Source organism: Kitasatospora sp. NPDC051702 (genome assembly GCF_040681575.1).
Lineage (GTDB): Bacteria > Actinomycetota > Actinomycetes > Streptomycetales > Streptomycetaceae > Kitasatospora.
This window is the reverse complement of sequence record NZ_JBFAZB010000025.1, coordinates 1-18792: the sequence shown is the minus strand read 5'-3', so window position 1 is coordinate 18792 and position 18792 is coordinate 1. Positions and strand designations below refer to the sequence as shown.

19 protein-coding genes and 2 pseudogenes are annotated in these 18792 nt (G+C 76.5%); 13 read left to right on the top strand and 8 right to left on the bottom strand.

Annotated features, from left to right (window positions below; genetic code table 11):
* Window positions 1-184 precede the first annotated feature (184 nt).
* Together AB0N04_RS21195 and AB0N04_RS21190 are read left to right on the top strand one after the other, a co-directional pair.
* Window positions 185-2035, top strand: a complete 1851-nt coding sequence (locus tag AB0N04_RS21195) for an alpha/beta fold hydrolase (RefSeq protein ID WP_360219249.1) — start codon at window positions 185-187, stop codon at window positions 2033-2035.
* A 795-nt stretch (window positions 2036-2830) separates the two neighbouring features.
* Complete coding sequence (locus AB0N04_RS21190; RefSeq protein ID WP_360219246.1) at window positions 2831-3079, top strand: hypothetical protein; 249 nt, start codon at window positions 2831-2833, stop codon at window positions 3077-3079.
* A gap of 42 nt (window positions 3080-3121) precedes the next feature.
* On the opposite strand, the gene AB0N04_RS21185 is transcribed toward AB0N04_RS21190, so the two are convergent.
* Both AB0N04_RS21185 and AB0N04_RS21180 read right to left on the bottom strand, forming a co-directional pair.
* Window positions 3122-4000, bottom strand: coding sequence for an oxygenase MpaB family protein (locus tag AB0N04_RS21185; protein WP_360219243.1), 879 nt, complete (start codon window positions 3998-4000; stop codon window positions 3122-3124).
* 106 nt (window positions 4001-4106) lie between these two features.
* Entirely contained in the window at window positions 4107-5615 is a 1509-nt protein-coding gene (locus AB0N04_RS21180) for a dienelactone hydrolase family protein (protein WP_360219240.1), read from the bottom strand.
* A gap of 444 nt (window positions 5616-6059) precedes the next feature.
* Here AB0N04_RS21180 and AB0N04_RS21175 point away from each other — a divergent pair, with 444 nt between their 5' ends.
* Window positions 6060-7220: a histidine kinase gene (locus AB0N04_RS21175; RefSeq protein ID WP_360219237.1), complete on the top strand. Its 1161-nt coding sequence runs from the start codon at window positions 6060-6062 to the stop codon at window positions 7218-7220.
* Window positions 7217-7906, top strand: coding sequence for a response regulator transcription factor (locus AB0N04_RS21170; RefSeq protein ID WP_360219234.1), 690 nt, complete (start codon window positions 7217-7219; stop codon window positions 7904-7906). Before AB0N04_RS21175 ends, AB0N04_RS21170 begins: the two co-directional genes overlap by 4 nt.
* A 19-nt stretch (window positions 7907-7925) precedes the next feature.
* On the opposite strand, the gene AB0N04_RS21165 is transcribed toward AB0N04_RS21170, so the two are convergent.
* Both AB0N04_RS21165 and AB0N04_RS21160 read right to left on the bottom strand, forming a co-directional pair.
* Window positions 7926-8477 (bottom strand): hypothetical protein, encoded by a 552-nt coding sequence (locus AB0N04_RS21165; RefSeq protein WP_360219231.1) that lies wholly within the window; start codon window positions 8475-8477, stop codon window positions 7926-7928.
* A gap of 166 nt (window positions 8478-8643) precedes the next feature.
* Window positions 8644-9417, bottom strand: coding sequence for a hypothetical protein (locus AB0N04_RS21160; protein ID WP_360219228.1), 774 nt, complete (start codon window positions 9415-9417; stop codon window positions 8644-8646).
* Between the two features lie 370 nt (window positions 9418-9787).
* Here AB0N04_RS21160 and AB0N04_RS21155 point away from each other — a divergent pair, with 370 nt between their 5' ends.
* Window positions 9788-10537 carry a YhjD/YihY/BrkB family envelope integrity protein gene (locus tag AB0N04_RS21155; RefSeq protein WP_360219225.1) on the top strand — a complete coding sequence of 250 codons (750 nt, stop codon included), beginning with the start codon at window positions 9788-9790 and terminating at the stop codon, window positions 10535-10537.
* A gap of 26 nt (window positions 10538-10563) precedes the next feature.
* On the opposite strand, the gene AB0N04_RS21150 is transcribed toward AB0N04_RS21155, so the two are convergent.
* A complete protein-coding gene (locus tag AB0N04_RS21150) occupies window positions 10564-11607 on the bottom strand; it encodes a YihY/virulence factor BrkB family protein (RefSeq protein WP_360219222.1) in 1044 nt (347 codons plus the stop codon).
* A gap of 276 nt (window positions 11608-11883) precedes the next feature.
* Between AB0N04_RS21150 and AB0N04_RS21145 the strand changes: the two genes are divergently transcribed.
* The 7 genes and pseudogenes from AB0N04_RS21145 (at window position 11884) to AB0N04_RS21115 (ending at window position 15520) form a co-directional block, all read left to right on the top strand.
* Entirely contained in the window at window positions 11884-12102 is a 219-nt protein-coding gene (locus AB0N04_RS21145) for a hypothetical protein (protein ID WP_360219219.1), read from the top strand.
* Window positions 12103-12141: 39 nt separating this feature from the next.
* Entirely contained in the window at window positions 12142-12501 is a 360-nt protein-coding gene (locus AB0N04_RS21140) for a low affinity iron permease family protein (protein WP_360219216.1), read from the top strand.
* An 83-nt stretch (window positions 12502-12584) separates the two neighbouring features.
* On the top strand, window positions 12585-13778 hold the full coding sequence (locus AB0N04_RS21135; protein ID WP_360219213.1) for a PP2C family protein-serine/threonine phosphatase: 1194 nt from the start codon (window positions 12585-12587) through the stop codon (window positions 13776-13778).
* Window positions 13779-14074: 296 nt separating this feature from the next.
* Window positions 14075-14707, top strand: a complete 633-nt coding sequence (locus tag AB0N04_RS21130) for a GvpL/GvpF family gas vesicle protein (protein ID WP_360219210.1) — start codon at window positions 14075-14077, stop codon at window positions 14705-14707.
* Window positions 14704-14829 carry a gas vesicle protein GvpJ gene (gvpJ, locus tag AB0N04_RS21125; RefSeq protein WP_360219207.1) on the top strand — a complete coding sequence of 42 codons (126 nt, stop codon included), beginning with the start codon at window positions 14704-14706 and terminating at the stop codon, window positions 14827-14829. The genes AB0N04_RS21130 and gvpJ overlap by 4 nt, the downstream gene beginning before the upstream one ends.
* Window positions 14830-14918: 89 nt before the next feature.
* Window positions 14919-15200 (top strand): annotated as a pseudogene (locus AB0N04_RS21120) (gas vesicle protein K); the annotation flags it as partial.
* Between the two features lie 146 nt (window positions 15201-15346).
* Entirely contained in the window at window positions 15347-15520 is a 174-nt protein-coding gene (locus AB0N04_RS21115; RefSeq protein ID WP_360219204.1) for a CsbD family protein, read from the top strand.
* Window positions 15521-15892: 372 nt separating this feature from the next.
* Here the strand turns inward: AB0N04_RS21115 and AB0N04_RS21110 are convergent, their stop codons facing one another.
* From AB0N04_RS21110 to AB0N04_RS21100, 3 genes and pseudogenes are all read right to left on the bottom strand, one after another.
* Complete coding sequence (locus AB0N04_RS21110) at window positions 15893-16336, bottom strand: SDR family NAD(P)-dependent oxidoreductase (RefSeq protein ID WP_360219201.1); 444 nt, start codon at window positions 16334-16336, stop codon at window positions 15893-15895.
* A gap of 119 nt (window positions 16337-16455) precedes the next feature.
* A pseudogene (locus AB0N04_RS21105) lies at window positions 16456-17477 on the bottom strand (PHP domain-containing protein).
* Window positions 17474-18046: a DUF6328 family protein gene (locus AB0N04_RS21100; RefSeq protein WP_360219198.1), complete on the bottom strand. Its 573-nt coding sequence runs from the start codon at window positions 18044-18046 to the stop codon at window positions 17474-17476. The pseudogene AB0N04_RS21105 and the gene AB0N04_RS21100 overlap by 4 nt, the downstream one beginning before the upstream one ends.
* Window positions 18047-18114: 68 nt before the next feature.
* Here AB0N04_RS21100 and AB0N04_RS21095 point away from each other — a divergent pair, with 68 nt between their 5' ends.
* Window positions 18115-18741, top strand: coding sequence for an STAS domain-containing protein (locus tag AB0N04_RS21095; protein WP_360219195.1), 627 nt, complete (start codon window positions 18115-18117; stop codon window positions 18739-18741).
* The last annotated feature ends 51 nt before the right edge of the window (window positions 18742-18792 follow it).

Here is an 18792-nt window from a genome sequence, read left to right as displayed (position 1 = left end):
GACGCGAGGCGTCGGCAGCCGAACCGCGGGCCGGGCCCTCCGGGAGCGCCGGACGGCCCCCTCGGCCCTCCGGCGGCTTGATTTCGTCCTGGTGCCGTCGAACGCCGCCTGCCACTCTTGGCGCCGCCGAAGACGTCCGACGCCTCCCCGGTCCCCCCGCCCAGGCCGTCACAGGAAGCGAACGATGACCAGCCCGGAACCCGTCTGCCACGCCGCGACGATCACCGCACGGTGCGGCCCCGCCTTCTCCCCGTCAGGGCGCTTCGCCGCCACGCTGGCCACCGACGACACCGGCCGCCCCGTCCTCGAACAGTGGCGGCTCCTGCCGACGGGAGCGCGCCTGCTGCGCTGCCACGCCTTCCCCGGCGCCACCGCCCGTGCCGCTCTGCTGCCCCTGGACGACGGGCGGGTCATCAGCTCCTGGCCGTCCGTCACGGGCCGGCGCCTGTACCTGCACGGCGACGCCGCGTGCGAGGGCGAGGGCACCGAGCTGGCGGAGTGGCCGGGGCGCGGGTTCCACCCCCTGCCCGCACCGCGGGGCACCGGCCTCCTGGCCCTCGCCGTCAGTCACGACCAGGACGGGAACTCGGTGCTCCACGGCCTGCGCGCCGGCGCGGGCGGCTGGCGGGACCTGCGCACCGTCCCCGGCGCCCTGGTGGGCGGACACCTCTCCGGGCGCCGGGTCCTCTTCACGCTGAGGACGGCCGGCGGCCCGGGCGTGGTCGGGTTCGACCTCGCCCGCGGCACCCTCGGCCCGGCCGAACGCCTCACCTGCCGGCCGGCCCGGCTGCTGGCCGTCGGCGGCGGCCAGGCCCTCGTCGCCGTCGTTGAGGGAGCCGGCCACCGGCTCGGCATGGTCCCGGCCGGCGGGGACGGGCGGCTGCGGCTGCTGCCCGACGCCTCGCCGCTGTGCCGCCTCACCGCCGCCCTGCACCCGGTGGCCGTGGACCCCTCCGGCACCCAGGTCCTGCACGTCGAGGTGCGGGGAGTGCGGTCCGGCCTGATCCGGCACTCCTGGGAGAGCGGTGAGATCCAGCGGATCGCCGTCCCCGAAGGGGAGTTGACGGCGCGCTGCGCCTGGACCGCGAAGGGCGCCTGGCTGCCGCTGTCCACCCCGGACGAGCCGCTGGTCATCGCCGGACTGCCCCCGGGCGGCGCCGACCTGAGCGCCCCGGCGCCCCGCGGCGGCGTCGCCCACGTCCACCGCATCGCGGCGCCGACCTGCGCTCCGCGCCCCCGGGCCGAGGTCCTCCCGGGTGCGGTCGGCCCGGTGGAGGCGGTGGTCCACGGCCCCGACTGGCGGTCGTCCCGGCACGTCGTCCTCGCCCTGCACGGCGGCCCGGGCAGCCGCTGGACCCTGCGCCACGACCCGTTCCTCCGGTCCCTCGCCGCGGCGGGCGTCACGGTCGTGGCCCCCAACCAGCGGGGCAGCGCCGGCTACGGGGCCGGCCACGCGCTGGCCGTCGTCAACGCGTGGGGCGGGCCGGACCGGGCCGACATCGCGGCCCTCGCGGACCACCTCCGCCACGGCCGCGCCCCCGGCGCCGAACCCCCGGCGCTGTTCGGCGCCGGGTACGGGGGGTGCCTGGCGCTGCTGACCGCCGCCACCGACCTCGGTCCGTGGTCCGCCTGCGTGGCGTACGCGCCGTTCGTCTCCGGCCCGAGGCCGTTCGCGGACGCCGCGCCCGCCGTCCGCGACACCGTGTTACGGCTCGCCGGCCTCCGGCCCGCCGCCGACGCCATCGGCCCCCCGGACCTGGAGCGACTGGCCCCCGGCCTGCGGACCAGGGTGCTCGTGCTGCACGACGGCCTCGACGAGCCCGCTCCCGTCGCGCACGCCCGGGCCCTGGCCCGGTGCCTGTCCGAACGGGGCCGTGCGGGCGGGGAGTTCGGCTACGAGGAGCTGACCGCCGGAGGCCCCGGCGGCCCGGGCGGGGCGGGCCCCGACCAGGTCGCGGCCCGGGTCCTGCGGTTCCTGGCCGACGGCGGACCCGTTCCCGCCCACCGGCCCGAACCGGCCCTCGGGCGGAGGTGAGACCGCGTCGTGGCACCCCGGTACCGGTGGCCGACGCCACCGGGGCCCACCATGCGCGGCCCTACGGCGCGGGCCACCGTACGGGCCCACGGCACGGGACCCGGCGCACGGGCCCCCGCGTGAGGCCCGGAGCGCTCCGCGCGGTGCACTTACGGCGTAGTCCCCGGGTACCGCCCCGGCGCCGAGGTTCCGCCCCGGGTATCACGGTTCGCCGCCGCGCCGCCGCTAGCGTGAGAGCAGGACGGCTGGTCGGCCCCCGGGCCGACCGTCCCACCGGGCCCCGGCCGGAAACTCCGGACCTCCCGGCGCCCCGCGGGCCGTCCGTGCTTGCGACCGGCACCACCGTCGACGGCATACGGAGGGCGTCATGAACACCGCGACCTGCCTGAACACGACCGGCCACGGGCTCGGCCGGACCGTCCGGACCCCCGGCCCCGCAGTCACACCCGCCCCGTGGGCGGCGCGCGACACCCGGCCGATCCCGACACCACCGCTCATGCAACCGCTCACGCCCCCGTTCACCACCGGCCCGGCGACGGCGGCCACCTGGACGCTCGGGGCGCCGGCGTCGCCGCGCTGCGCGTGCCCCTGCTCCTGCCCGGCCGCAGCGCCGTCCGCACGGCGGGCCCCGCGGCCGGCCCGTCCGGTCCTGCCGGCGCCCGACACCGCCGGGGGCTCCCGCACCCGTCCGTCGCCGGACCTCCTCGGCATGCAGCGCCGGTGACCACGCGTCACCGGTGACCACGCGTCATCGGTGGGCGGGCGTCCGAGGCCGGGACCGACGGCCGGTCCCCGGTGCCGGACCGTCAGCAGCAGCGCCTGCCTGCGGACTCGCGGGCCGCGGGCCCGACTCCGCCCGACGGGGCGCCCCCGCCGTCAGGACCGCCCACCGGGGAGTTCGAGGCCGTCCACGAGCCCGACCACTACACCGTCTCGCTGATGGTCGGGTCGAAGCCCGGCCAGGGTGTGGGCGTCATGGTCACCCTGCCCTGCCAGGCCCCGCCCGCCGGTGCGGCCACGCCCACCCCGACCGTCACGACCTGAGGCCGGCACGGCCCGCGCCCCGGCGCCGGCTGTCCGGCGCGGTCACCGACCGCCCGGAGGGCCGGCCATGGCCCAACGGATCGCACCCACCACGCCGCGGCCGAGCGGCCTGATCACCGCCGCCTCCCCGGGAGGAGCCGGCGGGATGCCGATCAGCCTGCGGTACCCGGCGGGCAGGAGGTCGACCGCGGCGGCGGCCAGCGCACCGTAGGCCGGGCGGGCCGGGAGCGGCACCGGCGGGCGCAGCAGGAGGAAACGGGCCGCCGAACGGGCCTCCGCGGTGGCCTCGAGCTCGGGGCCGTAGGCGCTCAGGCGGGCGTCGAGCGCGCTCCGGTCGCACGGAGGGTCCGCGACGCCCAGGGCCGCCGCCACCCTGGCCAGGTCGGCGACGTAGCCGTCGCAGCCCGACCGGTCGAGCGGACGGGCGCCGTAGGCCTGGTGGGCGCGCAGGAAGCTGTCGGCCTCGGCGGCGTGCACCCAGGCGAGCAGGTGCGGATCGCCCGCCCAGTAGGCGCGGCCGTCGGCGGTGGTGCCGCGGATCCGCTCGTGCACGGCGCGCACCCGGTCCACGGCCGCCTGGGCGTCCCCGGCGGTGCCGAAGGTGGTGACGGCCAGGAACGTGCTGGTCCGCTGCAGCCGCCCCCAGGGGTCGCCGCGGTAGCCGGAGTGGGCGGCGACCGCCGCCATGGCCAGCGGGTGCAGCGACTGCACCAGCAACGCCAGCAGCCCGCCCACGAACATCGCCGCGTCCCCGTGCACCGTCCGGATCGGCCGCGACGGCGCGAACCAGCGCGGCCCCGGGGTGTCGTGGATGCGGTGCCGCACGGCGGGCCCGTCGGGGCCCGCCACGCGCGCGAACAGTTCGGCGCCGAGCCGCACGCGCAGCCGGTCGACCGCGGTGTCGGCCCGGAGAGCGTCCATGACGGCCACGGTACGACCGGCGTCCCCGGTCATCAAGGCCCCGCCGGGCGGCGGAGCGGCCCGTTCCGGCCGCCGAGCGGCGGCGGAACGGGCCCGGACCGGCCGTTCAGTGACGGTAGACGCTGAGCTCGCCGTAGGCCGGCAGCACACCCGCCAGGTCGCCGGGCCCGCCCTTCAGCACGGAGTCCAGGAAGGCGAGGGTGGCCCCGGCGACGACGCGCGGGCTCCCGGTGCGGCCCAGGGAGCCGACGATCGAGGGCACCGGCGGCAGGTAGAGCGGGCCGTCCATGAAGGTGAGGTGCGCGGCGCCGGGGACGGTGAGCCGGTAGCTCGTCGCGGTGCCGGAGGCGAGTACCTCGGTGAGGCGGGGCAGGTAGCGCGGGTCGGTTCCCGGGGTGACGGCCTGGGTGAGTGCGAGCGTCGGCCGGCCGAGGGCGGGCGAGGTGGGGCCGTGCGGGAAGCCGTCCAGATCGATGACGGCGTCGAACCGGGGGTCCTGCCGGGCCGCCTGCAGGGCGGCGGCACCACCCATGGAGTGGCCGGTCACCGCGACCCGGCCGGTGTCCAGCCGTCCGGTCAGCGGGTCGGCGCCCTCCCCCTTGTCGAGCGCCTCCAGCCGGGTCAGGACGAAGCCGAGGTCTGCGGCCCGGACCGCCGTCCAGCCGGCCGCCAGCTTCTCGTCCTCGTCCGCGTCGCCGCTGGAGGAGGTCTCACCGGTGATCGTCCGCCCGCCGGTGAGCACCACGGCGGCGGAGTCGTACGGGTGGTCGAGGGCGGCGACCAGGTAGCCGTGGCTGGCCAGTTCCTCCGCCCAGGCGGTGTTCTGGGTCCGCACTCCGCCCGACCCGGGGGAGAACAGCACCACGGGGAACCGTCCCCCCGCGCCGGCCACCGGGGCGCCGAAGACGGCGTGGCTACGGGCCCGCGGGACACCGTCGACCAGGAAGCCCGGCAGGCCGACGGCGTGGGCGAGGGCGGCGGAGACGGTGCGCGCCTCCTGCTCCGTGCGCCCGAGGTACTGGGCCCGCTGCGCCCCGGCGGGGCTCTGCTGCGCGGGGTACCAGAGCTGGACCACGACGGTGCGCCGGTCGTCCGGGTCGGCGGTGAAGGTCTCGGGGCGGCCCGGGTCCGTCCACTGCACCACGCGGGTGCCGACCGCGAACCCGCCCGACGGCTCGGGGAACACGGGAACGGGGAAGGCCCAGGCGGCCACCGGACCGGTGGCGATCAGCCCGGCGCAGGCCAGCGATCCCGGCAGCGCCAGCCACCAGCGGGCCCGCCACACCGGCCGGCCGGTCAGGCACGCCGGCAGACGGCCGCCCAGCCGACGGTGCCTCAGCAGGGGGAGGAGGGCGAACGGCAACGCGAGGGCGGCGCCCGCCAGGACCGGCAGCAGCTGCCAACGCAGCCCGGTCACGCCCAGCACGAGCACGGACAGCAGGAGAAGGGCCCCGGCCGCGATCGTGACGCGGGGGCGGGCGACGGGGGGCAGCCAGCGCGCCACGACCAGAGCGACGGCGCCCAGCAGGGCGAGGATTTCCAGGGGGGACATCGACAGTCCCGCGATGATCTCGGTCACCCGGCCATGCTCGGCGCCGGGCGTGTGCCGCCACATCGATCCCCGGTCGCCATCGTGTGCGACCGGGGTCGCAGACCGGGGCGGGCCGTCGTGCCACCGGAGGAGCAGCCGAGCACACCGGATCGGCCGCCGCCCTGCGACCACGGGAGGTACGGACACTCCTCCTGCGGTCGTACCCCGGCACGGTGCCGTCCGACGTCGGGATCATGCGCGCCGCGGGGCCCGCGGCCTACCGTGACGGGGCTGCGGCGCGTGCCGGGCCGGGCGGGGCGAACGTCGCCCGTGCCCGACCCGGATCCGGCCGTACGGTGGCGGCCCCGGCCGGGGCCGCCACGAGGCCGAACCGACAGGGACGGACGTGTGATGACCGAGGCGGCCGCGGAACCCGGCGGGGCCCACCGGCACGGGCCACGGGGAGCGAGGACGGACCCACGGTCCACGGCGCGCGACCACCCGACCTCCGCACGAGCGGCGCGACCGGTGACGGCGGCCGCGCGCCGGGCCTCCCGCCTGCCGCCCGTGGTGGGGGACGCGCTGCTGCCGGCGCTGCTCCTCCTCAACGTCCTGACCACCCGCCCGGTGCACGAGCTCCCGGTGGCCGCCGCCCTCACCGCCGCCCTCGCACTGCCGCTGCTCTGGCGCCGCCGGGCCCCGCTCCCGGTGTTCGGCGCCGTGGCCGCCGCGGCCCTCGTCCAGTGGCTGGCGGACGTCCAACTCCCCGCGGACGTCGCCCTGCTGGTGGCGCTCTACACGGCGGCCGCGCACTCCGGCCGGCGCGGCGCGCTCGTCGCCGCAGCCGTCGTGGAGGCGGGGGCCGTGCTGGCCTGCCTGCGCTGGGCGCCCGGCGGCGCCTTCCTGACGCCCTTCGTCGCGGTCACCGCGATGGTCGTCGCCGCCGCCGTCCTCGGCGTGAACGTGCGCACCACGCGCGCCTACCTCGCGGCCGTCGAGGAACGGGCCGCGCGCCTGGAGCACGAACAGGAACAGCAGGCGCGACTGGCCGTCGCCGAGGAGCGCACCCGCATCACCCGGGAGATGCACGACATCGTCACCCACAACCTGTCCGTGATGGTCGCGCTCACCGACGCCGCCGTCTACGCGCAGCACCGGTCGCCCGACCGGGCCACCACCGCCATGCTCCAGGTCTCCGAGACGGGCCGCCAGGCCCTCACCGACATGCGGCGCGCGCTGGGCGTCCTGCGGACCGACGAACCGGACGCGCAGCGCCACCCGCTGCCCGGCATCGCCCAACTGGAGGCCCTCGCCGACCAGATGGGCGCCGCCGGGCTGCCGACCCGGCTCGAGGTCCACGGCGGCCACGGGCACGTCCCCGCCACCGCACAACTCACCGTCTACCGCCTGGTACAGGAAGCCTTGACCAACACCCTCAAGCACACGCCCACCGGCACCCGCGCCACCGTCCGGATCGGGTGCTCCACCGGGGCCGTCACCGTGGACGTCACCGACAGCGGGCCCCGCCCGCCGCGTCCTGCGGCCACACCGTCCGGCCACGGCATCCCCGGCATGCGCGAACGCGCGGCCGCCTACGGGGGGACGCTGCGGGCCGGACCGCTCCCGGGCGGCGGCTGGGGGGTCCGCACCCGCCTCCTCCTCGACGGCGGCGGGGCGGTGTCCGCATGACGATCCGCATCCTGATCGCCGACGACGAGGCGCTGCTTCGGATGGCCTTCGGCACCGTCCTGGACGCCCAGCCCGACATGGCACCGGTCGGCGAGGCCGCGGACGGCGCCGAGGCCGTCCGCCTCGCCCGGGAGCTGCGCCCCGACGTCGTCCTGATGGACGTCCGGATGCCCGGGACCGACGGGATCGAGGCGACCGGACAGGTCATCGCGGCCTCCCCGCGGAGCAGGGTGCTGATCCTCACCACGTTCGACCTGGACGAGTACGCCTTCGCCGGGCTCAGGGCCGGGGCCTCGGGCTTCCTGCTGAAGAACACCAGGCCCGAGGAGCTCCTCACCGCGATCCGCAACGTGGCCGCGGGCGACGCGGTGGTCTCCCCGCGGATCACCCGCCGCCTGCTGGAGGACCTCCGCCCGCACATCCCGGGCGGCCCGGACGGCCCCGGCGGCCGCGGCCGTGGCACCGCCGAGCAGGACGAGCGGCTGGGCCGGCTCAGCGCCCGGGAACGCGAGGTGCTCGTCCAGGTGGGTCTGGGCCTGTCCAACGCCGAGATCGCCGCCGTCCTGTACCTCGCGGAGGCGACGGTGAAGTCCCACCTGGGGCGGATCCTGCACAAGCTCGAACTCCGCGACCGGATCCAGGCCGTGGTCTTCGCCTACGAGAGCCGTCTCGTCCACCCGGCCTGACGCCGCCGCGGTCGCCCGCTCACGCCGGGCCCGGCCGCGTCGGGTGCGCGTGGCCCGGAGCCGTCGCCGTCCGCGCGCTCCGGGCGAGGCCGGCCCGCAGGACGGCCTCGGCGGCCTCGGCCTGGCGGGCGTCGAGGACGCCGGCCTGCCGCCCGGCGCGCTCCTCCAGCAGCCGCAGCCGGGAGTCGAACGGTCCGTCGGAGGCCGCCGTCGCGCGCAGCGCCCGCCAGAGCGCGATCTTGCCCTGGACACCGGCGCGCATGGCCTCCGCCTCCAGGAGGTCGCTCAGCGGGGAGCGGCGGACGACCCGGCCGTTGAGCTTGAGCCGGCCGGCCTTCTCCGCCGCGGTGCCCAGCAGCATCCGGTGCCACCGCGGCCGGACGCCGAGGGCCCGCATCAGGCCGACGAGGGTGTCACGGTCCTCGGTGATCTCCGTCGCCAGGCGCCAGAGTTCGGGCGTGTCCGGGTGCTCGCGGGCGATCCGCCGGGCCAGGGCCGCACCGCCGTAGGCACCGGCGAGGTGGTCGTTGAGGTAGAGCGCCAGCAGGCGCCGGTCGTCGTCGTCCGTCATGGTGGAACCCCCTCGGGGTGTGGGTGCGGTGTCAGGCGGCCAGGGCGGCCGGGCGCAGCAGGACCTTCGTCCAGCCGTCGTCCCGGTGGTCGCGGCTGCCCAGTGGCAGGCGATGGAAACGGCCCCGGGTGGTGGTCTCCGGGCCCGGTCGCCGCTCCCGGCGGCCCTACCCGCGGCCCTCGACCGCCCGGGCGTCACCGGTGAGCGCGTAGCGGCGGCAGGCCAGGAGTTCGTCGAGCGTGCTGCCGACGTCCTTCCCGAGCAGGTGCAGCACCGACTCGGCGTCGCGGTCGGCGAGGTAGCCCGGCGCCACCCTCAGGGCCAGCAGGCCCAGCTCGCGGAACCCGTCGAGGACGCGCCGTTGGGCGTCCGCGCCCTGCGCGACGGCGGCGCGCCACGCCTCGACGTCGCAGCCGTCCGGTCCCTGGACGGAGCCGAGGTCGGCGGGCGGGGCGTCCGGGCGTTCGCGCAGTTCGGCGACGGCGTCGGCAACGGCGGTGCCGACCGCGGCCGCCGGCAGCCCGCCGGCGCCGTCGCGGGCCTGGCCGAGGCGCTCGGTGATCAGATCGGCGAGTTCGGAGAGGCGCCCGCGAAGCTCGACGACCGTCCGCACGGACAGCACCGGCCAGTCGTCCCAGGCGTGCGCGAGGGCGGGTCCGGCCGCGTCCGTCACGGTTGCCGCGATCACCTCGGCCGCCGCGGCGAGGTCGAGCAGGCGGTACGCGGTCGGCCGCGCGACGCCGAGCCGCGCCATGGCGTACGCACCCCAGGACGGGTGGCCGAGCGCGGCCCAGACCCGGGCCCGGTGCGCCGCACGGACCCGGCTCGTCAGGACCAGGGCGGAGGTGCCGGCGTCGGTGATCGCGGCCCGCAGCTCGTCGGTGAGGCGTTCGGCGTCGGCCCGGCCGACGGGGGCCCCGGGCCCGCGTGTGTCGTTCATCGGTCTCCCCTGGCAGTGGTTGGATGTGCCGGTCGGCCCCCGGTCCGACGGTAGGCGGAGGAGCGACCTCCGGGGTGGAGACCCCGCCGGATCGAGCTCCGTGGTTGAGGGGTGGCGTGGCCGGATACACGCCGGGTCGAGGTGTGCACACCGGAATGCGAGGGACCGACATGACCGCCCGCTGCGTCTGCTTCGACCGCTGCGACCCTCCCGCCCGCTTCGAGCGCTGCGGCGCGGGCCGCCGGACGTGGATGTCCGGGTGGCCGGGCGAGCCCGTCCTCACGCGGCGCCCCCGGTGAGCGGCGTACGCCGCCGGGCCCCGAGCGCGCCGCGCACCGGGGGCCCGCGGTGGTGGCCCTCCCTGCGGGCGGTGGCGGTCGACGCGTGGCGGCAGGGACGGGAGATCGAACTCCTCCAGCGCTCGATGGCCTTCGCCGCGTTGTTCTTCGTGACGCTGGTGCCCCTGCTGATCGTCATCGCGGCCGCCTTCCCGTCCCGGGGCAGCGGGATCACCGAGTGGATCACCGACGGCCTCGGCCTGACCGGTCGCGGCGCCGACGCCGTCCGTGGGCTGTTCGGCTCCCGGGGCCAGGTCCTCAGCACCACCACGGCCTTCGGCCTGGCTGCCCTGGCGGTGTTCGGCGTGTCCCTGCTGGCCGCCGTCCAGGGCGTTTACGAGCGGATCTGGGGGCTGGACCGGGGTCCGTGGCACGCGGTGTGGCGGCAGGCGATCGGCCTGGCCGGGCTGACCGGCTACCTCGTGCTGGCCGCGTGGAGCGGCTCGCCCTGGCGGCACTCCGGCCTCCAGCCCACCGTCCGCATCCTGGCGTCGGTCGTCGGCGGGGTGCTGCTGTTCTGGTGGCTGCAGCGGCTGCTGCTCGCCGGCCGGGTTCCGGCCCGGGACCTCCTGCCGGGCGCCGTCGCGACCGTCGTGGCCCTGGCCGGGCTGCGGTTGTTCTCCCGGCTGGTCTTCGCGCCGCTGCTGGTGTCCAACGCGGTCTCCTACGGGACGGTCGGGACGGTCCTGGTCGTGCAGTCCTGGCTGATCGGGGTCGGCTACACCGTGTACGGCGGCGCGCTGGTCGGACGTGCGGTGATGCGCGCCCGGCGGGGGCCGTAGGCGCCCGTGCCGGGCCGTCGGGCGGCTCAACGCGAGGAGGCGGCGGGTGCGCCGGGCGGGTCGTCGCCGCCGCGGGGACCCTTCGCCCCGTCCGGTCCGTCCCCGTCCGGGGCCTCCCCGTCGCGGAAGGACACGTCGACGTGCTGCTCCGGCCGGCGTTCCTCCTGCCGGGCGACGGAGGACAGCACCTTCTCGTCCGCGCCGGTGAGGGGCGGCTGGAGCAGGCTGCGCGGCCACAGCCGGCGGGCGAGGACGACGTTGGTCTCGGCCGCGTAGACGGTGACCTGCGCGGCCAGGTAGAGCCAGGAGAGCAGGCCGATCACCGTCGCGAAGAAGCCGTAGACCTGGCTCGTGTGCCGCAGCTGGTGGGAGATCAGCAGCGCCCCGAACGCCTGGAGGAGCGTGAACAGCGGCCCGGCGACGGCGCAGCCGGGCCACAGCGCCCGACCGGGCACCTCCCGCGGTGTGAGCACGCGGAAGCAGGCCAGGCACAGCGCGGCGTTGATCAGCGCCGAGACCAGCAGCCCGCCGACCCGGGCGGCTGGTCCGCCCAGGGTGGAGCCGATCAGCCAACCGGCGGCCGTGCCCAGCAGCAGTCCTACGGCGAGGACCGCGAACAGCAGCAGCCCGCGGGCCAGCCGGGGCCAGTAGCCCGGTCGTTTGACCCCGGGCACGTTCCAGACCTCCGCCATGGCGTGCTGGAGGACCTGGGCGATGCCGAGCGCTCCGTACAGCAGGCCGAGCACGCCGATGGTCAGGGCGAGGGCACTGCCCTGGAGGGAGTGGACGTTCTGGCGCAGCTGGTCGCCGATGATCGGGAAGTCGGCGAGGGCGGAGTCCAGCACCGACTTCTGGGCGCCGGGATGGCCGTGCAGCACGAACCCGAGGGTGGTGCTGAGCAGGAGCAGCAGGGGGAGCAGCGCGACGAAGCCGTAGTACGTGATCAGGGCGGACAGCAGACCGCCCCGGTCGTCCCCGTACTTCTTGACGACGCCGACGACCACACCGGGCACGAGGTGCCGCTGCTGGAAGCGGTCCGCGGACCGCAGCTTCCGTTCGATGGCGTTCATGCCCGCGCGTCTGCCCCGTACGGCGCCCCGGACACCCGGCACGTTCCCCGCGCCCCGGCCGCACCCCGTACCGCCGAGGGTTTCCGGGCCGGGTACCGCCGAGGGTTTCCAGGCCTACCGGGGAGTGATCCGCCGTGCACCGGGCACACGCGCAGCGGTCGGGGCGGGAACCGGCACGGGTTCCCCCGGCAGCCCGGGCGGCGCAGCGCCGCACCGGCGCCCGCGGGGCGACGGTACCCGGGGGCCCCGACCACCCGCCACGGAAGGAGCACGGCGATGAGCGGACGTACGGCCACGAGCCGACCCGAGAAGCCCGGCGAGCCCGGAAGCCCCGGGAAGTCCGGCAGGGGCGACGCCCCCGAGGTCGATGAGGAGACGCGCGAGCGGTCCTCGGAACAGCGGAACATCACCGCCCCCACCCCGCCGGACGTCCGGGCCGAGGGCGAGGACGACGACGAGCCGCAGCCGCCGGCCGCCGACACCCGGGCCCCCTGACCCGGCTCCCCGACGGCCCGACCCCGGGAGGCGGGGCGCATGACCTTCAGCCATCCGGCCGAGCGCGGCCGGGGGCGCTTCGCACGGCTGGCCGAGCGGGCGTCGAACCTGACCGGCTCGCCGCTCTTCTACGCCCTGTGCGTGCTGCTCGTGGCCGCGTTCGTCGGCGTCCACGTCGCCGGGGTCTCCCCGTCCTGGCAGTACTTCGTCGGCGACATGATGTCGGCCGTCACGCTGCTGCTGCTCGCCCTGCTGAAGAACGCCGAACGGCGGGCCGAGCGCGCGATCCAGCGCAAGCTCGACGCGATCGCGGCGGCGCTGCTCGCCCAGCAGGAGGACGACCCGGGCGAGGCGATGCAGGATTTGAGGGACGCGATCCGCATGGAGGAGGAGGTCTGAGCGGCCCGGGGTGTCACGGCGTTCCCCCGGCGGGGCGCCGTGACACCCCGGGGACCCACGCCCGGACGGAGAGGCACCAGGTCATGAGCGACGACGACACCGCGCTGGGCCGGGTGCTGGCCCGGCTGCTGGCCCGCTCCCAGGGGGCCGGACCGAACGAGGTGTCCCACCTGCTGCGGGAGGCCGCCCTGGCGCTGGGCGCGACCGACGCGCGGGTCTACCTGGCCGACGTCCAGCAGCGGAACCTCGTGCCACTGCCGGACCCGTCCGGCGCTCCCGGGTCGGACCCGGTGGACGTCGGGAGCACCCTGGGCGGCCGCGCCTACCGGTACCAGCAGGTGCAGATCTCCACCGGGACCCCGGCGGTCGGGTGGTTCCCGCTGGTGGACGGGATCGAGCGGATCGGCGTGCTGCGGATCGAGGCGCTGACCCTGGGCCGGGAGGCCGCCGAGGCCTTCGAGGCGCTGGCCGCGCTGGCGGCCCTGCTGGTGCTGTCCAAGGCCGCCTACAGCGACGTGATCGTCCGGACCACCCGGCGGGAGGACATGAGCCTGCAGGCGGAGCTCCTCTGGGCCTTCCTGCCGCCGCGCACCATCGGCACCCGCCACGTCACCTCCAGTGCCGTCCTGGAGCCCGCCTACGACGTGGGCGGCGACGCCTTCGACCACTCCATGGCCGGCGAGCGATTGCACGTGTCCGTCTTCGACGCGATGGGCCACGACCTCGCCTCGGGCGGCGCCAGCTCGGTGGCGCTGGCCGCCTGCCGGTCCACCCGGCGGGCCGGCGGCGGCCTGGCCGACATCGTCCGGACCATCGACGGCGCGCTGGCCCAGTGGATCCCGGACCGGTTGCTGACCGCGGTCGTCGCCGACCTCGACACCGCCACCGGTGACCTGACCTGGATCAACTGCGGGCACCCGCCCCCGCTGCTGATCCGCGACCGCCACGTCGTCCCCGACGCGCTGCGCCGCCACGCCGAGCTGCCGCTCGGGCTGGGGTTCCACGACGGCGAACAGACCGTCCACCACACCCGGCTCCAGCCGGGCGACCGGCTGCTGTTCTACACCGACGGCGTCACCGAGGCCCGCTCGGTCGCCGGTGAGATCTTCGGCGAGCAGCGCCTGACCAGCACCCTGGTGCAGTACATGGTCGCCGGCGAACCGGCGCCGGAGGCTCTGCGCCACCTGATCCACGGCCTGCTCGCCCACCAGGACCACCTGCGCGACGACGCCACCGTCCTGCTGGCCGAGTGGCACCCGGACCGCTCCGAGCGGTGACGGGCCGGCGCCGTGACCGCCCCCGAACTCCGCCGGGACGGGTCACGGCTGTTCGTGATCACGTGGCGTGGTCGAAGCCGGCGCCTGATTACGGTGGGTTGTTTGTGGCGGGTGGGGCCGGATAGACGGCACGGTCCATCGGAACGCGTCAACGCTCCGAACGGATCCACGTTCAGGGAAGTCGACCATGAACAACTCCAAGCCCGCCGCCGTGGGAGCTGGCTACCTGCTCGGGCGTTTGCACAAAGCCCAGTGGGCGCTGGCCCTCGCCGGTATGGCGGCCGGAAAGAGACTGAGTGCGAATCCCGGAGTCCTGGCAGGCCAGGCTGGAACGGACCGCACGCGCCCACCACCGGGTCATCGAGACCCTCGCACGGACCGGCCCCACCCTGCCCCTGCGCTTCGCCACCATCTACCGCGACGACCGGTGCAGCGAGGCCATGATCCACGCACGGCGGACCGAACTCGAGGCCGGCCTGCGGAGGGTGGCCCACCGCACCGAACGGGGCGTCAAGGCCTACCTGACCCGCGGGCCGGCCGTCACCCCGCCCGAGGCGGACCGGCCCCGGCCGGCCGGCGGCGACCAACGGCCCGGCACCGCCTACCTGCTGCGCCGCCGCGCCCAGCACGAGGGCCGCCAACGGGCCGCGACCCGCGCGCTGGACGAGGCCCGGCAGATCCACGCGGCCCTCGCGGCCACCGCCGCCGAGTCGGCGCTGCATCCGCTGCAGAGCCCGGAGACGACCGGGCGGGGCGAGCCGATGGTCCTCAACGGCGCCTACCTCGTCGACGACGCCCGGCTCAGAGACCTCGACCGGGAGCTCGTCACCCTCGCGCTGCACCACCCGGGGCTGCGCCTGGAGGTGACCGGGCCGTGGCCGCCGTACTCCTTCAGCGGCGTCGAGCCGGCGGGAGGCGAGCGGTCGTGAGCCCGGCCCCTGACGCCCGGTTCGGTGCGGCCCTGGAACGGATGGAGCACGTCGCGCTGGTCGACCTCCTGGACCGGCTCCTGGCCGGGGGAGTGGTCCTGGCGGGCGAGATTACCCTGTAGATCGCCGACGTCGACCCGGTCCGGATCAGCCTGCGGGCGCTGATCGCCTCGGTGCGCGCGGCGGTCGAACCCGTTGACCGGAGACCGCCGTGACCGAAGCCCGGCAGGCCGGCCAGCACGTCGCCCTGGACCCGGAGGGCGTCGGCCGGGACCTCACCTGCCTGGTGCTCACCGTCGTCGAACTCGTCCGTGAACTCATGGAACGCCAGGCCCTGCGGCGCATCGACGAGGGCGACCTCACCGAGGAGCAGATCGAGGCCGTCGGCGTGACGCTGATGGCGCTGGAGGACCGGATGGACGAGCTGCGCGACCACTTCGGCCTCGCGCCCGAGGACCTGAACATCGACCTCGGGCCGCTGGGGCCCCTGCTGGCCCCCGAGCCTTCCGACGCATCGACCGCCTCGACCGCAGCGACCGCATCACCCGACGCATCGACCGGGCATGGACTCGGCGGTTCGGGGCAGACGCCGGACGAGGCCCTGGGCCCGTACCGTTCGAATCCGCCAAGGAGGACGTTGTGAGTGCCGGAAAGAAGATCAAGCACACGGCCGAGACCGCCAAGGGCAAGGCGAAGGAGGCGACCGGAAAGGCCGTCGGCAACGAGAGTCTGGCCGCCAAGGGCAAGGCCGAGCAGGTCAAGGGCGACATGTCCCAGGCCGGCCAGAAGGTGAAGGACGCCTTCAAACACTGACCCTTCCCCGTCCGGCGTGCGCCTCCCGACCCCGAGCCGGGAGGCGCACGCCCGCGCCCGGCCGTCGGGCGCGGGCTCCGCCCGACCTGCGCGGATCCGGTAGAGGACCGGCCCGGCGGGTACACGCCCGGTGGGTCCTCCCGGACCGAGGAGGAGATGACGGAGATGACCAGGACCACGGTGACGAAGCGCCCCGCTCCGCAGCGGCCCAGGCCGCCGCTCGACCTGCGGACGCCGTCCGGCCGGCCGCTCCCGTACTGAATCCGGCCCGACTCCGGCACCGACTCCGCTCCGGTCCGATGACCGGGGCGGAGTCGGGTGCGCAGGGCGCGGTGCCGGCGGAGGACCACGGCCCTCCCGGCGGTGCTCCCGTCAGGACGCCGTGGGTTGGTTGGTGGCCCGGGCCGCCCGGCGTCCGAGGGCGGTGAGGCGGTGGACCGGCCCCCCGGGCCGGTGCCCGGCCGCGGCCCGGACCCCGGGCACACCGTGCTCGGGGGCGCCGCCGGCGGGCGGGAGCAGCCGCGCCGCCAGGGAGAGCAGGCGGTCGAGGTCCACCTCCGTGCCGAAGTGCGAGCGGACGGCCTCCACCAGCTGGTTCGGCGTGTCCGGGGACACCAGGTCGCAGGCCGTCGCGGCGACGTCGCCGGGCCGCCCGCGCAGCCGCCGGACGGCCCGTTCCAGGGCGAGCTCGTCCCGGCCGCAGAGCATCACGGCGCAGCCGCGGTCCGCGAGTTCGCCCGCGATCAGCAGTCCGAGGCCCCGCGAGGAGCCGGTCACCAGGGCCGTCCGTCCGGCCAGAACACTCGTGCCGCTCATCGGGCGCACCTTTCCTCGTCGGGAAGTCCGATGCCGCGGCGTGTGTCCGGGTACTCCGCCGGCAAACGCCGGTCTCCGGCCGGGCGCCCGTGCCCGCGGGCACGGTGGCCGGAGCCGGGTCAGGACGCCCGGCCGGCCCAGGCCAGCAGCCGCTCCCGGGGCCAGGCGGTCACCAGCCGCTCTGCTCCCAGCCCCAGCCGGGCCGCCCGGGCGTAGCCGGAGGTGTGCCAGTGCAGTTGGTCGGGGGCGTGGGCGTCGGTGTCGACCGCGAACAGGCAGCCGGCCTCCGCGGCCAGGCGCAGCAGGTCGTCGGGCGGGTCGCGGCGCTCCGGGCGGCAGTTGATCTCCACGGCCGTCCCGCTCTCGGCGCAGGCCGCGAACACGGCCGGGCGTCGAAGCGGGACGGCGGGCGGCCCCGTCCGGTGACGATCCGGCCGGTGCAGTGCCCGAGCACGTTCGTCCGGGGGTTACGGACGGCCGCCACCATCCGGGCGGTCATCGGCGCAGGGTCCGCGCGCAGCTTGGAGTGCACCGAGGCGACCACGAGATCGAGCCGGCCGAGCAGCTCCGGCTCCTGGTCGAGGGAGCCGTCCTCCAGGACGTCGCACTCGATCCCGGTCAGCAGTCGGAACGAGCCGTCCCCGGTGTCGCGGGCGGCGACCACGACGAGCTGGCGGCGCAGCCGCTCGGGGCTGAGCCCGTGGGCGACGGTCAGCCGGGGCGAGTGGTCGGTGAGCACCGCCCAGTCGTGGCCGAGCGCACGGGCGGCGTCCGCCATCTCCTCGATCGGGTGGCCGCCGTCGGACCAGTCGGAGTGCAGGTGGCAGTCGCCGCGGGCGGCGGCCGCCAGCTCCCATCCGGCCCGTGCCGCGGGCCCCGCCGCGGCCTCCAGGTGGGCGAGGTAGGCGGGGGTCCGGCCGGCCGAGGCCTCGGCGACCACCTCGGAGGTGACCGGCCCGACACCCGGCAGCAGTCGGGCCCGGGCGGCGTCCACCGGGCCGGGCGGCAGGGTGCGGACGGCCTCGGCGGCGGTGTGGAACGCCCGGACCCGGTAGGGGGAGGCGCCGGTCCACTCCAGCAGGAAGGCGATCCGCCGCAGGGCCTCCTCCGGGGCCGCGGCCGGTGGCCGGTGGGAGGTCACGGGCGCAGGTCCGGATCGGTGTCCGATGACGGGGTGTCCGCTCCCTTGCCGTTGCCGTTGCCGTTGTGCCGGCGCAGGTGGCGGACCGGCAGCAGCAGCCAGCAGAACGCGAACCAGCCCATGACGGCGCCGGTGATCCAGCCCGCGATCGCGGATCCGGTCGCGACCCGGAGCAGGAGCAGCAGGGCGGAGCCGATGGTGAGGGCCAGCAGCACCAGGCCGACGGCCACCAGCCGCGCCGTGGCGTCCACCAGCTCCGGCTTCAGCCGGCGCCCGGCGAAGATCCGGTGGTAGGCCACCGGGGCGGCCAGTGCCCCGGTGGCGAGGGCGCCCTGGACGACCGTGGCCACGTACAGCCCGCGGTCGAAGGCCCCGAGCTGGGTGAAGCGGGGCATGAAGACCACGCTCAGCAGGAAGCCGAAGAGGACCTGCGAACCCGTCTGGGCGACCCGGACCTCCTGCAGGAGGTCGCCCCACCGCCGGTCGGCGCGTTCCTCCGGTGACTCCCGGCGGCCCACCCGGGCCTTGGGGATGCGGCCCGCACGGCCGGTGTCCGGTGCCGTCGGCATCGTGATCGCCTCCGTCTCTCTCCCCTCGCGGCGCGTGTAGCCGCAGCCGGGCCGGGCAAACGCGCGGCATGGACGAGGAACAGGCGGTGTGCCCGGCCGCACCCGGGCCACCCCGTGAGCTCCCGGTCGTCCGCGCGGCCCCCGGCGGGTCGGTGCGTGGGGGAGCCGGGGCCGGCGGGGCCGCCTGGCGCTACGGCCGGGGCGGCACCACGCAGCCCCGGTCGGAGCCCGGGCCCGGCACGTCCCTGGCGCGGGCCCGACGGCCGCAGGGCGGCCTGCAGGTGGCCGTGGACCGCGACGGGCCGGTGCTGATCGTGAGCGTCGCCGGGGAGCTGGACCACGACACCGGGGACGGGCTGCGCTGCGCGCTCGCCGGCCTCGTGGACGACGGCGTCGAGCGGATCGTGGTCGACTTCGCCGAGCTGCGGTTCTGCGACTCCACCGGGCTCGGCATTCTTCTCCAGGCCCGCATCCGGACCGGGCCAGCCGGGCTGCGCCTGGAGCTCGCGGGCCTGAGCCCGACCGCGGCGCGGATGTTCGCCATCACCGGAGCCGACACCGTGCTGCCGATCCACCCCGATCTCGGGTCCGCGCTGAAGGCCCCGGACCGGTCGGGCGACGGTCCGGACCACCCGCTGCGGTTCGGACCACCCACTGACAGTGAGGATTGGCCATGGCATCGCCTGAGGTCCTGACTCGCCCACTGACTGACGCTTCGGTTGTCCTTTTTGGGAATCGTCGGTCTC